At 49.7% G+C, this 15,061-nt stretch carries 12 protein-coding genes; 6 read left to right on the forward strand and 6 right to left on the reverse strand.

The window, feature by feature from the left end:
• Window positions 1-204 precede the first annotated feature (204 nt).
• Window positions 205-2,475 (forward strand): GGDEF domain-containing protein, encoded by a 2,271-nt coding sequence (locus ACO05Z_RS12430; protein ID WP_421902500.1) that lies wholly within the window; start codon window positions 205-207, stop codon window positions 2,473-2,475.
• 6 nt (window positions 2,476-2,481) lie between these two features.
• On the opposite strand, the gene ACO05Z_RS12435 is transcribed toward ACO05Z_RS12430, so the two are convergent.
• From ACO05Z_RS12435 to ACO05Z_RS12460, 6 genes are all read right to left on the reverse strand, one after another.
• Window positions 2,482-4,674 carry an ATP-dependent RecD-like DNA helicase gene (locus tag ACO05Z_RS12435; RefSeq protein WP_421902501.1) on the reverse strand — a complete coding sequence of 731 codons (2,193 nt, stop codon included), beginning with the start codon at window positions 4,672-4,674 and terminating at the stop codon, window positions 2,482-2,484.
• Window positions 4,675-4,926: 252 nt separating this feature from the next.
• Window positions 4,927-5,532 (reverse strand): recombination mediator RecR, encoded by a 606-nt coding sequence (gene recR / locus ACO05Z_RS12440; RefSeq protein ID WP_421902502.1) that lies wholly within the window; start codon window positions 5,530-5,532, stop codon window positions 4,927-4,929.
• A gap of 164 nt (window positions 5,533-5,696) precedes the next feature.
• Window positions 5,697-6,008: a YbaB/EbfC family nucleoid-associated protein gene (locus tag ACO05Z_RS12445; protein ID WP_421902503.1), complete on the reverse strand. Its 312-nt coding sequence runs from the start codon at window positions 6,006-6,008 to the stop codon at window positions 5,697-5,699.
• Between the two features lie 68 nt (window positions 6,009-6,076).
• Window positions 6,077-8,008, reverse strand: a complete 1,932-nt coding sequence (gene dnaX, locus ACO05Z_RS12450) for a DNA polymerase III subunit gamma/tau (RefSeq protein ID WP_421902504.1) — start codon at window positions 8,006-8,008, stop codon at window positions 6,077-6,079.
• Window positions 8,009-8,167: 159 nt separating this feature from the next.
• Window positions 8,168-9,091, reverse strand: coding sequence for a branched-chain amino acid transaminase (locus ACO05Z_RS12455; protein ID WP_421902505.1), 924 nt, complete (start codon window positions 9,089-9,091; stop codon window positions 8,168-8,170).
• 233 nt (window positions 9,092-9,324) lie between these two features.
• Entirely contained in the window at window positions 9,325-9,633 is a 309-nt protein-coding gene (locus ACO05Z_RS12460) for an isoamylase early set domain-containing protein (RefSeq protein ID WP_421902506.1), read from the reverse strand.
• A gap of 336 nt (window positions 9,634-9,969) precedes the next feature.
• Here ACO05Z_RS12460 and ACO05Z_RS12465 point away from each other — a divergent pair, with 336 nt between their 5' ends.
• The 5 genes from ACO05Z_RS12465 to ACO05Z_RS12485 all read left to right on the forward strand — a co-directional run bounded on the left by ACO05Z_RS12465 (window position 9,970) and on the right by ACO05Z_RS12485 (window position 15,047).
• Window positions 9,970-11,145, forward strand: a complete 1,176-nt coding sequence (locus tag ACO05Z_RS12465; RefSeq protein WP_421902507.1) for an aminotransferase class I/II-fold pyridoxal phosphate-dependent enzyme — start codon at window positions 9,970-9,972, stop codon at window positions 11,143-11,145.
• Between the two features lie 89 nt (window positions 11,146-11,234).
• The gene (locus ACO05Z_RS12470; protein WP_421902508.1) at window positions 11,235-12,524 is read left to right on the forward strand and encodes a homoserine dehydrogenase; all 1,290 of its coding nucleotides are present in this window, start codon (window positions 11,235-11,237) and stop codon (window positions 12,522-12,524) included.
• 9 nt (window positions 12,525-12,533) lie between these two features.
• On the forward strand, window positions 12,534-13,715 hold the full coding sequence (locus tag ACO05Z_RS12475) for a cofactor-independent phosphoglycerate mutase (protein ID WP_421902509.1): 1,182 nt from the start codon (window positions 12,534-12,536) through the stop codon (window positions 13,713-13,715).
• A gap of 2 nt (window positions 13,716-13,717) precedes the next feature.
• Window positions 13,718-14,128 carry an acyl-CoA thioesterase gene (locus tag ACO05Z_RS12480; protein WP_421902510.1) on the forward strand — a complete coding sequence of 137 codons (411 nt, stop codon included), beginning with the start codon at window positions 13,718-13,720 and terminating at the stop codon, window positions 14,126-14,128.
• Window positions 14,129-14,261: 133 nt separating this feature from the next.
• The gene (locus tag ACO05Z_RS12485) at window positions 14,262-15,047 is read left to right on the forward strand and encodes an amidohydrolase family protein (RefSeq protein ID WP_421902511.1); all 786 of its coding nucleotides are present in this window, start codon (window positions 14,262-14,264) and stop codon (window positions 15,045-15,047) included.
• Window positions 15,048-15,061 lie beyond the last annotated feature (14 nt).

Here is a 15,061-nt window from a genome sequence, read left to right on the forward strand (position 1 = left end):
CACCAGTACTCCAGTTAATTGTGTCTGATAAATATCACAGACAACACACATAAAACGCACCGCTCATATCGAAACAATTCTTAAACACATTGTAACAGCACAGTAACACCCGACTCTGAATTGAGAGTAGTTTTTTCGCACCGTATAAAAACGGACTATCACGCGACTAACACGCTGAACACTGTCTATCTTCCGGGGAAATTTATGTTACAACTATTAAAGAAAAAAGCTGCTGACTTTTCCGAAAACCACGATGAAGGAATCAACATCCTTGAAGGACCGGGAATAGGAAGCCTTATTCAAAATGTAGGCTGGCTCAATATATTATACTTTGCAATTCAGGATTTTCCTACCCTCTCAGCCATGTATGGCCCGGAATGGGCGGAGCAATTGGAAAAAGGAATCCGCTCTGCCATCACAGAAGAGGGCGAAGAAAACCTTAAACATTCAGATTTTCACATATTTTCTTTTAACGCAGGGGAATTCTTCTTATTGGACCCTACCGATACGATGAATTGCTCCTCCCTGCAGGAATTAGCCTATAAATTCAAAGTAAACACGGAAAACAAGCTCAAAAGTGACCAGATCGGTCGCATTGGAAACAATGTAACCATCAACAGCGGCCACTCAGCATTCAAGGCTGAACACTCCAACGATAAGCTCTGGTCAAACTTTCTTTCAGCAATTGGTGAAGCCCGTCTTGAGGCTCAGAAAAGCTTGGATATCACCAACCTTGAGCTTAGCAATGAATTCAATGAAATTCTGATCAGCTCAAACCTGCGCAGCCATTACCAACCCATAGTCAATTTAAATGATAAATCCATCCACGGCTGGGAGGCTTTGGCACGAGGACCGCAAAACTCTCCTTTCCGTTCGCCATTAACCTTATTTGATATGGCTGAAAAACTTGGCAAACTGTTCCAGCTCGAAAAATTATGCCGGGAAGCAGCTATCAAAACATTCGGTAACCACGGTCCCCAGCACAAACTTTTTCTTAACATCCACCCCAGAACAATTGTCGATCCCAACTTCACAACTGGTGAAACCAAACGATTGCTGGATAAATGGGGTCTCAAACCGGGCAACATTGTCTTTGAAATCACCGAACGCCACAGCGTGAAGGATTTCAAGACATTCCGCAAAACCTTGGATCACTACCGCAACCAAGGTTATCTGGTTGCTATTGATGATGCCGGGACCGGGTATTCCGGTTTGACTTCCATTGCCGAAATCAAACCTGATTACATAAAAATGGATAAATCTTTTGTCGATAACATTGAGACAAATCAGGTCAACCGGGCCTTGATCGACACATTTACCGACTTTGCAGAAAAAATCGGCGGCAAGCTCATCGTCGAAGGCATCGAAACACAGGAACAGGCACTGACCCTGATCGATATGGGTGTACATCTGGGACAGGGGTACTTTTTTGCCAGACCGCAACGCGAAAAACCGCAACTCAGCGATGAAGCCTTAACCCTGCGCCGAACCTCCGACCTGATCGCCAATACCGGCACTTATGGAATTCCAGTAAAGAATCTGGTCAATAAAGTTGAATCTGTAGAATCAGACACCCCGGTGCCCATGGTGCAACAGATTTTCAAGGAGACCAACGCTCTGAACAGTCTCGTTGTGGTCAAAAACAACTACCCCTGTGGTCTGGTCATGGAATACAACCTGAACAAACATCTTTCCGGTAAATACGGTGTGGCCCTTTATTCAAACAAGCCCATTTCATCGGTCATGGATGACGGACCGCTCATTGTGGACCTTGAGACCACAGTGGAAAAAGTATCCCAGCAGGCCATGGCCCGCTCCAGAAAGCAAGCCTACGATGATGTCATCGTCACTTGGCAGGGACAACTGCTGGGGACAGTGTCGGTACAACGTCTGCTGGACACTCTGGCTCATGTACAGGTGGAGATGGCCAAGGGCACAAACCCACTCAGCGGTTTGCCCGGGAACCTTGATATTGAAAAAGAAATAGACCGCCGCATGAAGGCGAACGAAAAATATAGCATCGTTTACGCTGACCTCGACAATTTCAAGGTCTACAACGACACTTACGGATTCAAGAACGGCGATAAAATCATCCTTCAGATCAGCAAGATCATCGCATGGGCCACTAAAAAGCACGGGGCAAACGGCGATTTTGTTGGCCACATCGGAGGAGATGACTTCGTTATGGTCACCAATCCCTCTAAAGCTGAACGCATCTGCAAATCCGTGACTCGCATTTTCAAACGGCTGGTCAAGAATAATTACAACGAAAATGATGCACAAAACGGCTGGATGGAAGGCAAAGGGCGCGACGGTTCCATCTCCAAATTCCCGCTGGTCTCGGTGTCACTGGCAATCCTCGATTGCGAACCGGATCAGAATCTCATGGAAATTGGCGAACAAGCCGCGTCCCTAAAAAAATGGGCCAAGTCCATTGAAGGAAACTGCTGGGTTCGGGAAAGACGCAGGAGATAAGAATGCCTACAATAAATTCTCGTCGAAAATCTGCTTGATGCGATGCCGCAGGTTGGTAAATCTTTTGCCTGCGGTAACGTTATTGAGACCAATATGAAAGGCCCGTTTGCTACCGATGAGCACTGCCAGCTTGCGGGCTCTGGTCAGCCCAGTATAGAGCAAGTTACGCTGCAAGAGCATATAATGCTGCGAAACAATGGGCATGACCACGGCAGGATATTCACTGCCCTGCGATTTGTGCACACTGACCGCATAAGCAAGGGTCAGTTCATCCAGCTCGGAAAGTTCGTAATGTACGATATTACCGTCGAACTCGGCAGTGAGTTCGTTTTCCTCGGTATCAATGTACATGACCCGACCAAGGTCGCCGTTAAAGACTTCCTTCTCATAGTTATTGCGCAGCTGCAAAACACGGTCACCCACGCGGTATTCAACAAAACCGCGCTTCAGCCCTTTACCATTGCCGGGATTAAGTTTTTCCTGCAGCACTGCATTAAGCTTCTGGGTACCCACATCACCTTTGTGCATAGGGGTCAACACCTGCACATCTGTCATGGGATCAAGTCCGTAACGCTCAGGGATACGCTCACAAACGGTTTGGACAATCATATCCTGAACCTTCTGGGTGGACTCTTGCGGAATCCAATAGAAGTCCGCTTCCGGCGCTTCTGCGGGATGCGGCTGAGGAAATTCACCGTCATTGATGCGGTGGGCATTGACGACGATATAGCTTTCCTGCGCCTGACGGAAAATATGGCTCAGCACCGCGCTCTGGACCTGCCCACTCTGAAGTAGATCGGAAAGCACATTACCCGGTCCAACGGATGGCAGCTGGTTTACATCACCCACAAAGATCACCCGGCAGGTCAAGGGAACCGCACGCAGCACAGCAAGACAAAGCTGGGCATCAAGCATGGACGCTTCGTCCACAACCAGAACATCAGCTTTCAGCTTCTGGTCTTCGTTATAATAAAAACCGCCGTCTTCCGGTGTGAACTGCAACATGCGATGGATGGTGGAAGCCTGCCGTCCGGTTGCTTCAGAAAGTCGTTTGGCCGCACGTCCGGTGGGGGCAGCAAGCTTAATCTTCAGCCCCAGTTCTTTGAGGGTCATGACCACAGCACGGGTGATGGTTGTCTTACCTGTGCCCGGTCCTCCGGTGATGATAAAAAATTTATTTACACAGGCTTCGAAAACCGCCTCACGCTGCTCATCGGAAAGTTCAAAGCCAAGCTCGGATTCAACTTCGGGCAGAGCCTTTTCCACCTTCTCCCGGCTTACCGGGGATGGATGGCTGATCAACCCGTGCAGACGCTTGCAGATCTCCCGCTCAAAACGGTAGAAATGCATCAGGAAGACAGCTTCATCAATACCCTGTTCAGGCAGGTCTTCAACCCGAACCCTTTTGCGCTCTTCCAGTGACTGAATACCCTCGCTGATCAATTCCAGATCAACACCGCCAAGCATCTTGGCAACATCTTCAACAAGCTTGGCCTTGGGCGAGAACATATGCCCGCCCCGCTCACTCACCGAAAAGAGGGAATAAACAATGGCTGCTTCAATACGCTGCGCGGAATCAGGGGCAAACCCAAGCTTGAGGGCCATAGCATCAGCGGTCTTAAAGCCGATACCGCGAATCTCATAAGCCAATTCATAGGGGTTCTCGCTGATCTTGGTAACAGCCTGAGCGCCGTAGAGATTAAAAATTTTAGCCGCATAAGTAGGCGGAACTTCATGGGTATGCAGGAAGAGAATCAGATTTTTAATGTCGCGCTGAGATGACCAAGACTCTTTGATCGCTTCCAGTTTTTTCTTGGAAATACCTTTGATCTTGAGCAGCTTCTCGGGTTCTTCATCAAGAATATCAAGCACCTCGATGCCGAATTCCTTGACCATCTCCGTAGCGATAGCTTCACCGATGCCTTTGATGGAAGACGATTTTAGGAATCGAATCACCCCGGCCTCAGTTGCCGGACGGACCCGTTCATAGAAATCAGCCTCGAACTGACGACCGAATTTGGGATGCTGTTTCCAGCGACCGTGCAATTCTACTGATTCACCGGGTGTGAGAGAACCCAGAACTCCCACAACTGTAATATGCGAAGGCTCGTCCTTGGATGCGACACGGGCTACAATGTAGCCGTTCTCTTCATTATGATAAACAACTGCCCGGACTTCACCAGTGAGAGTATCTGACATTCTTGGTCCTATGTAAGCCTTCGGCGACCCTGTGGGGCTGGAATTTGATGCGCTTTGCGCCTTTTGATTAAAAGAGTTTGCCTCCGGCGGCTTAAACCCTTTGAAAGGGTTTGCTCCGCTGTCGCTATCTCTAAGACTCGCGGAAGACCGCTCGCCTAAGAGCTAGTGCAAGAATCCCAACCTTTTTTAGCGAGGCTTCGCCGCTTCGTTTGGGAAATCGTCATTAGCATAAAGAACAAAAACAGATACAGCCTACAACTTCTGGCGATATTCCAGAGACTGCCGAAGCGTTTCTTTGTCGGTGTATTTTACTTCCGATCCAATAGGAATACCCTGTGCCAAGCGGGAAAGGGCAACTCCGGGAAATTTGGATTCAACCATATTCTTGATAAAAGAAGCTGTTGCTTCGGCATCAACAGTAGCTCCCAGCGCGAGGATAAGTTCCTTGACCTCACCTTTGGCAAGACGCTCTTCAAGCTTCTGGAACTCAAGCTGCGCCGGAGTCACACCATCAAGCGGAGATAGAAGCCCACCCAGCACCAGATAATAGCCGCGGTACAAGCCCATTTCTTCAATCGCCAGCAGAGAGTCCCATTCAGAAACAAGACAAAGTTTGTCATGCTCGCGCTTGGGATCGGAACAAATCTTACAGGGACAGGTATCGGTAATGCTGGCGCACTGATCACAGATACAGAGCTTATCACGCAGATCAATTACACTCTGCCCGATGCCCGTGACTTTCTCTTTGGGCATCTTCAGCATGGTCAATGCGATTCTCAGGGCGGACTTGGGTCCAAGGCCGGGAAGTTTCGCAAGTTCCTGCGCAACAACCCGTAAAGGCTCAGGTAAATTATCCATTATATATCTTCGACAAAGCGTGGAGATAAAAATTAAATAGAATCCCCTCAACCCAATTCTCCCAGCGGCGAAGCCAACTAAAAGGTTTTGAAGGGGATGGGGTCTGGAGAAGGGGAAACTTTTGCAAAAGTTTCCCCTTCCCCAGCCGTCGGAGACAAAATAATTTAGAACATTCCAGGAATATTCATACCGCCGGTGATGGCAGACATTTCTGATTCCATCATGGCTTTTGCTTTTTTGTTAGCATCGTTAACAGCTGCGAGAACGAGATCCTGAATCATTTCGGTATCGCCGGACTCAACGATGGTAGGATCGATTTTGATTTCAAGCACTTCGGAAGAACCGTTAACCTTAACGTTAACCATGCCGCCACCAGCGGAACTTTCCACTTCGCGGGTTTTGAGGTCTTCCTGTAGAGCAGTCATTTTACGCTGCATAACTTGAGCCTGACGTACGAGATCGTTCATACCTTTCATTATATTACTCCTTGAAATTATTAACTTGTTTATTCACACACAAGACGACCGGACAAACCGGAAGCCCATTAAACATCTTTGCGCGGTTCAACAGAAATGATACTTGCCCCGAAGGACTCCATCACCCTTTTCACATCCGGATGAGCTTCCACATCATCACGGATTTCCTTTCTGCTCTTGCGATTGCCCTTAGAACTGAGCTGTATTTCCAACTCAGTCTCAGAGCCGAAATATTCCGAAACCAACCGCTCAACAACCCCACGGCTTTCACGTCCGCAGACCTGCCCCTGATGAAAAGAGTTGGCACAGGTCAGAACCAGTTTGCCGTCAATAAGCTCACCCTTGCATTTGCTAAGACCAGAAATGGAGCCGTTCACCCCGCTATCGTTCACGTACTGTAAAAAGCCCTCGAAGTTACGCGGTCCACTCACTGAAGCCGGAAATGACGGCTTGGCTGGAGCTGGTTCGGGAACACACTCCAACTGCGGAATAGATTCCGGTGCAGGGTTTTCCGATTGAGGAACAGGGGGAGTTAAATCAGTACCGGTCTGTAAACCTGCCGCGTCCGGAAGGGAGGAATCATCAGCTCCCATATCGTTTGTAGAACGATTGCCAGCCGGGGAACCGGACTCAGTGCGTCCCATGGGACGACCATTTGCCCCCATGCCCTGTGGTGCCATTCCCTGATTCTGGGTCGGAACCTGCTGCTGTGCCTGCGGCGCCATTCCCTGCTGCGGACTACCCTGCCACGGGGGAGTCTGCCCACTGGGCTGTCCGCCTGCCTGCCCCATAGGCGGCTGACTTGGCGGAGATGTCTGCGGCGGAGCCTGAGTCGGTGCTGCCTGCGGCGCTTGTTGCGGGCTTGGTGCTGCTGAGGCAAGGGCTCCGGCACGTTCCATTGAAATAAGGTCAGTCAGGCTGGCCATGTTCAGCAAAAGCAACTCAAGAGCCATTGCAGGTTCAAGACTGGTCATGACCTTGCGCTGACCGTCCACGGTCATCTGCCAGCAGGCATGGATGAATGAACGGTCAAAGGTCTGGGACCATTTCATGAACTCGGCAGCTTCCTCGGAAGAAAGACCGAGCAAAGGCACAGCCCGCTCACCGGACTGGTTAAGCAGAAACATATTCCGCCAGCAGTTTCCCAGTTCGCGGATGAAAAATCCAAGATCTAGTCCACGGCCGAGAACCTGCTGCACGATGTCACCCACTGAAACAAGATCACGCCCGTGAATAGCCTGCATGAGCGAGAAAAACACATCGCGTCCGGCAAGGCCGAGGATTGAGCGGACATCATCTTCAAGTAGTTTGTCACTACCAAGGGCCAACACCTGTCCCAGCAGGGACATGGAGTCACGCACACTGCCCGCACCTCGTTTGGCAATGAGATTGACTGCTCCGTCTTCATACTCAATCTGTTCCATATTCAGAATCTTGGACAGATGGGCAAAAAGCTCATCATTGGTGAGCATCTTGAATGCGTAATGCTGGCAACGACTGATGATCGTAGCCGGAAACTTGTGGGTTTCCGTGGTCGCCATGATGAAAGTTGCGTGCGGCGGCGGCTCTTCAAGAGTTTTCAGCAGGGCGTTGAAGGCCTGCACGGTGAGCATATGCGCTTCATCGATAATGAAAACCTTGTAGCGGAATTCAATAGGCGCATAACCGATATCTTCCTTGAGCCTGCGGGCATCATCAACCTTACCGTGTGATGCGGCGTCAATCTCAACCACATCTACACCGACACCTGCGGTAATCTGGCGGCAGTTGTCGCATTCGTTGCAAGGTTCGGCAGTGGGTGCGTTTTTGCAGTTGAGAGCCTTGGCGAAAATTCTGGCAATGGTGGTCTTGCCTACCCCACGTGTACCGCTAAAAAGGTATGCGGGAGCGATCTTATCCTGCGCTGCTGCGCGGGAAAGGATCGTTTTGACTGCTTCCTGTCCTGCGACTTCACCAAAAGTCTGCGGACGGTATTTTGCTGTCAGATTGGATGTACTCATATAATTAAGATGCCTTCGGCGACCCTGCCGGGGGCCTTAAATCCTTTTCCAAAAGGGTTTAAGAATCCCAAAACGTTTTGTTAGGCTTCGCGTCTATTCTTTTAAAGATAAACAATTAGCTTGAGGATCTGCGTAACAGATCCTCAAGCAATTTAAATACTAAATCTCGTAGTAATCCAGCCAGCCTTTGTACTTGTCATTACCGCCTTTAACAGCGTTGAAGTACTCTTTCTGGAGGACAGTACCGATGGGACCACGTTTGCCTTCACCGATAACGCGGTTATCCACTTCACAGATGGGGGTAACTTCAGCAGCAGTACCGCAGAAGAAAGCTTCATCAGCAACGTAGAGTTCATCACGGGTGAAAAGCTGCTCTACTACTTCGTAACCGAGATCACGGGCAACCTTCATCAGGCTGGCGCGGGTGATACCGGGAAGCACGGAAGTAAGCGGAGTGGTCTTGATAACGTTATCTTTTACGATAAAAATGTTCTCACCGGTAGCTTCGGAAACAAAACCTGCGGTATCGAGCATGAGAGCTTCGTCATAACCGTCCTGCACAGCCTCAACCTTGGCGAGGATGGAGTTGACGTAGTTACCGCAAGCCTTTGACTTGGTCATCATGACGTTCACATGGTGGCGGTTGAAGGAAGAAGTCTTAACGCGGATACCCTTTTCAAGAGCTTCTTCACCAAGGTAAGCACCCCAAGGCCATGTTGCGATACAGACACGGATGGGGTTGGAACCGGGATGCACACCCATGGCACCGTCACCGATGAAAACGAGGGGACGGATGTAACCTTCTTTCAGGCCGTTAACCTTCAGGGTCTCAAGAATCGCATCGTGAATTTCTTCAACAGTGAAAGGAATGGTCAGACCGAGAATTTTTGCGGAATCGAAAAGACGTACCACGTGCTCACGAAGTCTGAAAACAGCAGACTTGCCGTCTACAGTTGCGTATGCGCGGATACCTTCAAATACACCGGCACCGTAGTGCAGGGTGTGAGTCAGCACGTGAACCTGTGCGTCGTCCCAATTAACCAATTCACCGTCAAACCAGATTTTTTCTGCTTTTTGAACCATTATGTCCCCCTAATTTTCTTCTATAAATATAGTAAGCGCAGGCCGTATGGAAGCCCCGCTTGATAACAACAGCGAACAACAGAATGAATGAAGCTAAAAAAAAGAGGGTCCAAGGTCAAGAAGGAACGGGAAGATCAAGGTCAGGAAATGATAAATAACACCAAAAAGAACGCACGAAATGGACGGAAACCGGAAAGCTCCCGCCCTTATATTCGAACCATCAACGGCTGAAATCAGACGCTGACAACAGAGTTTTCGCAATCTCCGTATGGAGTCATCTCTGTACGATCCGGGGAAGTATCATTGAACCAGATATTATTCCCGGCCAGATAGCGGAACTGGTAGTCACGTCCGGTTTCAAGATCAACGGTCACGGTATACTTGCCGCTTTTCAATTTTTTCATGGGGATGGAATTTTGATCCCAACCGTTGAAATCACCAACCAGATAGATCGCTTCACCGTTTTCCACCTGATCCTTTTCCACTTCAAACTTAACCTTGCAGACAGGTTTGCTTTTAAGAAATTTTTTGGAAAGAGCCACCGGAGCCTCCTGATGGTTTTTTAATTTCAAAACGTCAGTGATAAAATTTTTCTGTTAATAATTAATCGTTATTTTTTTTTAATGTCAACATCACTCTAAAAAAATCATACAACTGTCACCTGCCTATTTTGATTGAATATTCTAAAAATTTAGTTTTTCACCCTATTATAACATGCATAGATCTCTTAAGATTCGAACTTAATTCTGTTTATCTTATTTTAACAAACTTTTTTTCTCCAGAAACATTGTCATACACACAAATATTAGTTTTGACAGCGATAGGCACCATGGTTACATATCACCTTTAAGTTTATATTTTATTTAGGAGTAACGACCATGGACAAGTTTCCAAGAGTTCACCGGCTGCCCCCCTATGTGTTTGCCAAGGTGAACGAACTGAAAATGCAGATGCGCCACGACGGTGAGGATATCATCGACCTTGGCATGGGGAACCCAGACCTCCCCACCCCCCAGCACATTGTAGACAAACTGGTTGAAGCGGCGCAGAAGCCCGCCAACCATCGCTACAGCGCGTCAAGGGGAATCAAGGGCCTCCGCAGGGAGATGGCACTTTGGTATAAAAGAAGATATGGCGTTGAACTGGATTATGATCAGGAAGTGGTCGTTACCATGGGCGCCAAAGAGGGGCTGGCGCACCTGGCGCTGGTCATGCTTTCACCCGGTGATGTTGTTTTTGCACCGGACCCGTCTTATCCCATTCACCCGTATGCAAGTATTATCGCAGGTGCGGACGTAAGACGTATTCCTATCGGAGCTGACCGTGACTTCTTTGAAGATCTTGAACTCGCAATGCGCCAGACATGGCCCAGACCGAAACTTTTGATTATCAACTACCCGCACAACCCCACCGGAGTAACTGCGGATATTCCCTTCTTTGAAAGGATTGTTGATTTCGCAAAAGAAAATGATCTGCTGGTCATTCACGACCTTGCTTATGCCGACTTCACCTTTGACGGCTACGAGGCACCCAGCTTCCTGCAGGCTCGCGGCGCTAAAGACGTTGGCGTAGAATTCTTCTCCCTGTCTAAAAGCTATTCCATGCCCGGTTGGCGCGTGGGATTCTGCTGTGGTAATCAGGAGATGGTGCAGGCCCTTACCCGTATCAAAAGTTATCTGGACTACGGTCTGTTCCAGCCCATCCAGATTGCTGCCTGCCATGCCCTTTCCGGACCGCAGGAATGTGTCCGCGAAATCATGGACATCTATCAGGACCGCCGCGATGCCCTTTGCGAAGGATTGCAGCGTATCGGTTGGGATGTAACCCCGCCCAAGGCCACCCAGTTTGTCTGGGCGCCGATCCCTGAACAATTCAAGGATCTCGGCTCGGTGGAATTCTCCAAACTGCTGCTGCGTGAATGCAAGGTTGCAGTAGCTCCCGGACTCGGCTTCGGGCACTACGGGGATGACCATGTGCGCATGGCCCTTGTAGAGAACAGACAGCGAATAAATCAGGCAGTACGGGGCATGAAAGACCTATTTGCAAAAGGGTAAAAGATAATTATTCAAATTTCTGGCAGGTTGCGGTATAAAGCAGCCTGCCAGTTTTTTTTGAAACATGAGAAATGAATTAAGAGGTTTTAATGCAGACTGTTAAGCTTGCCATCGCCGGATTCGGCACTGTCGGAACCGGACTCGCCCGGATTTTGGAAGAAAACGAAGATGTAATCCTCGCCCGCTGCGGGAAAAAGTTCGAGATTACATCCGTTCTAGTCCGTGACGTAAACAAAAAAAGGGATTTCCTGCCCGGACCTGAAGTAAAATTCACCGCCGATCCCGACGAGTTCACATCCAGCCCGGATGTAGATATCGTAGTGGAACTAATGGGCGGCACTACCGTGGCCAAGGAAATCGTTATCAAAGCCCTCAAGGCAGGCAAGCATGTAGTCACCGCCAACAAGCATCTGCTGGCCGAACACGGTATCGAACTTTTCAAGATCGCCGCTGAAAACAAAGTAGGCCTGTACTACGAATCCAGCGTTGCCGGCGGAATTCCCATCATCCAGTCCATCAAGGAATCTCTGGCCGGGAACCGCATTAAATCCATTGTCGGTATCCTCAACGGAACCGCAAACTATATCCTTTCCGAAATGTCCACCAGCGGACTGGAATTTGACAAAGCGCTGGAACAGGCCACCGAACTGGGCTACGCTGAAGCAGATCCGACCTTTGATATTGAAGGCATTGACGCCGCGCACAAAGTTTGCGTGCTGGCCCGCATTGCTTACGGGAAGGACTATCCTCTTGCAGAACTGCCCATTGAAGGCATTAGCAAAATTGAAGGTCAGGACATCCGCTTTGCCCGCGAATTCGGTTACCGCGTCAAACTCATCGGCGCAGTCCAGGATGTAGGCGGTAAGCTGGAAGCAGGAGTTTTTCCGGCACTGGTCAAATACACTCTGCTGCTGGCCCGCGTCGGCGGCAACTACAATGCCGTGCGCGTTGAAGGCAACGCAGTAGGTCCCGCATTTTTCCACGGTCAGGGCGCAGGTTCACTGCCCACCGGAAGCGCGGTACTAGCCGACATCATGGCCCTTGCCCAAACCGATACTCCGGACAACACCGGATTCTGCAACGCTCCCATGGAGAGAGCAAACATCCTGCCCCCGGAACTGGCAACCTCTGAGTACTACTTCCGATTCACAGTTCAGGATAAGGCCGGTGTTATGGCAGCACTTTCCAAATGCCTCGCCGAACACAACATTTCCATTGCGCAGGCGGTCCAGAAAGGCAATCCCGAAGAAAAAGACATTCCGGTAGTCTTCACTACCCACAAGGCCAGCACCAAGGACGTGAAGGCAGCTATTGCTGAAATCGACAAGATGCCCTTCATCACCAAACCGACCATGTCCATGCGCATTTTAAAAGGATAGCTTTTAGATATGAAACTTCTCTTTCTCATTGCCGACGGAATGGGGGGCTGGCCCATTGAGGAACTTGGCAACAAGACCACTCTTGCAGCCGCCAAGACACCAAACATGGACATGCTGGCTGGCAAAGGACTCATCGGAACATGCCGGACCGTGCCCAAAGGCATGGCTCCCGGCTCAGATGTCGCCAACATGTCCCTGCTGGGATTCGACCCCGCTACCTACCACACCGGACGTGGTCCCATCGAGGCCGCCGCACAGGGACTCAGGCTTGAGCCTGATGATCTGGTCTGGCGCATGAATCTGGTCAATATTTCTGAATTCGCAGAAGACGGCACCATGTATGACTACTCTGCCGGACACATCGGGACTGATGAATCTGTGCCACTAGTGGAAAAACTGCAGGCCGAACTGGGCAATGATGAATTCACTTTTTACCCCGGTATCCAATACCGCCATCTGCTGGTCCATAAAGGCGGTGCCAAAAAGATGGAAGCAGGTCTGAATATCCGCCCGCCCCACGACCTGACCGACAAACCCATTGACGAGGACGTGCGCGAATTCGCCAAAAGCCCGCTCATGGACAAACTGGTCCGTGATGCCGTGAAAGTGCTTGCCGATAACGGAACCAAAGCAGTATCCATCTGGCCTTGGGGACAGGGACGTCCGCTGATCCTGCCGCCTTTTGAAGAAAAATTCGACATGAAGGGTGCTGTTATTTCCGCAGTTGACCTGATCAAAGGACTGGGTAATGCTTCGGGCATGGAAGTAATCGACGTGGAAGGCGCTACCGGGCTGGTAGATACCAACTACGAAGGCAAGGTCGAAGCAGCCCTGAAATTCCTTGAGCACGGCGATTTCGTATACGTACATCTAGAAGGACCGGACGAGTCCGGCCACATGGGCAGCGTAGAAGACAAAGTCAAATCCATCGAGCGTTTTGATTCTCGCATCGTGGCTCCGCTGTTGGAAAAATATCCGCTGGACAAAGCCAACTACGTAATCACCTGCGACCACTATACTCCAATTGAAACCAGAACCCACGATGAAACCCCGGTTCCCTTCATCATGACTTCACCACGGCTGATTCCGTCCGGTGAAAAATCATTCACTGAAGAAACCGCTGACCGGGCCGGAATCATCATCCCGGACGGCCACGATTTCATGCAATGGGTGCTGAATAAGACAAGATAATCATGAACACCGAATTCCCAAGCCCGCACTCATGGCTGGCGCACAGCGTTTCCTACGGTGAGACCGATGCCATGGGTGTGGTTTATTATGCAGAATACCTGCATCTTTTTGAGCGGTCCCGTTCGCTTTTCATCCGCGAGCGGGGCATGAGCTATGCCGAAGTTGAAGAGCGCGGCATCTATCTGCCCGTGCGTGAAGCCAATTGCCGTTACCGCATCCCTGCTCAATACGACGACCAGCTTGATATTCAGGTCGGCATAAGTGAATGGAAACGCGCTTCCATCAAGTTCACCTACAACATCTTCAAGGATGAACGGACCACGCTCATCGCAACCGGATTCACCGAGCACGCCTGCGTCAACAAAAACGGCAGGCCCGTGCGTGTACCCGAATGGTTGCGCGAAATCTTCTAATCAAACTTTTAATCCCCACTCGAGACTCTCGTCATTTTCCCTGACTTCAGATTCCCGTGAGAGGAAATAAGCAGGGTGTGAATATTCAATGTTCACACCCTGAATAAATAATTTCAAACACGGACATACTATCATGTACTACGACGTTCATACACATGCATTCCACCCCAAAATTGCCGATAAAGTAATCCAGCAACTTCACGATCATTACGGTATAACAGCTGTAGGTAACGGCCACCCCGAAGACCTGCTTAACCGCGCTACCCGTGCGGGGCTGGACCGAGTTATTATCCATACTGCGGCAACCGCCCCGGATCAGGTCATTCCAGCTAACAACTGGTCCATCGAACTGGCAAAATCAGACGAGCGCATTATAACTTTCGGAACCATGCACCCCGATTACGCCGACCCGGAAAAAGAATTCGCAAGGCTGGAACGAAACGGCATCAAAGGCTTGAAATTCCACCCGGACTTTCAAGGCTTCTTTATGGATGACCGCAAATTTTACCGCATCATGGAAATGGTGCAGGACCGCTTTGTATGCATGTTCCATATCGGGGACAGGCTGCCGCCGGAAAAGAACCCATCCTGCCCGCTCAAGCTGAAAAAACTGCTTCAGAACTTCCCTCGACTCAAAGCCATCGGCGCGCACATGGGAGGACTCTATCACTGGAAAATGGTCGCCGAAGAGCTGGCCGGAATGAATGTTTACTTCGATACTTCAAGCTGCCTGCCCTTTATGGATAAACAAGTACTTTATAAAATTATCGACAGGCACCCGCGGGAACGGATTCTCTTCGGCAGCGACTATCCGCTTTTTGATCCGCAGGATTCAATGAAAGAGCTTCAACACGCGCTCAAGTTAAAAGACAGTGAGCTGGAACAACACATGAGTGCAGTGGAAGGGTTACTCGAATAAAATAAAAACGCACA

The sequence above is a fragment of the Maridesulfovibrio sp. genome (assembly GCF_965230075.1).
Classification (GTDB): domain Bacteria; phylum Desulfobacterota; class Desulfovibrionia; order Desulfovibrionales; family Desulfovibrionaceae; genus Maridesulfovibrio.

Bases quoted from the DNA above. Each gene is read 5' to 3' on its own strand.
- ACO05Z_RS12430 (WP_421902500.1), top strand. From the start codon at position 205: ATGTTACAACTATTAAAGAAAAAAGCTGCTGACTTTTCCGAAAACCAC.
- ACO05Z_RS12435 (WP_421902501.1), bottom strand. From the start codon at position 4,674: ATGTCAGATACTCTCACTGGTGAAGTCCGGGCAGTTGTTTATCATAAT.
- recR (WP_421902502.1), bottom strand. From the start codon at position 5,532: ATGGATAATTTACCTGAGCCTTTACGGGTTGTTGCGCAGGAACTTGCG.
- ACO05Z_RS12445 (WP_421902503.1), bottom strand. From the start codon at position 6,008: ATGAAAGGTATGAACGATCTCGTACGTCAGGCTCAAGTTATGCAGCGT.
- dnaX (WP_421902504.1), bottom strand. From the start codon at position 8,008: ATGAGTACATCCAATCTGACAGCAAAATACCGTCCGCAGACTTTTGGT.
- ACO05Z_RS12455 (WP_421902505.1), bottom strand. From the start codon at position 9,091: ATGGTTCAAAAAGCAGAAAAAATCTGGTTTGACGGTGAATTGGTTAAT.
- ACO05Z_RS12465 (WP_421902507.1), top strand. From the start codon at position 9,970: ATGGACAAGTTTCCAAGAGTTCACCGGCTGCCCCCCTATGTGTTTGCC.
- ACO05Z_RS12470 (WP_421902508.1), top strand. From the start codon at position 11,235: ATGCAGACTGTTAAGCTTGCCATCGCCGGATTCGGCACTGTCGGAACC.
- ACO05Z_RS12475 (WP_421902509.1), top strand. From the start codon at position 12,534: ATGAAACTTCTCTTTCTCATTGCCGACGGAATGGGGGGCTGGCCCATT.
- ACO05Z_RS12480 (WP_421902510.1), top strand. From the start codon at position 13,718: ATGAACACCGAATTCCCAAGCCCGCACTCATGGCTGGCGCACAGCGTT.
- ACO05Z_RS12485 (WP_421902511.1), top strand. From the start codon at position 14,262: ATGTACTACGACGTTCATACACATGCATTCCACCCCAAAATTGCCGAT.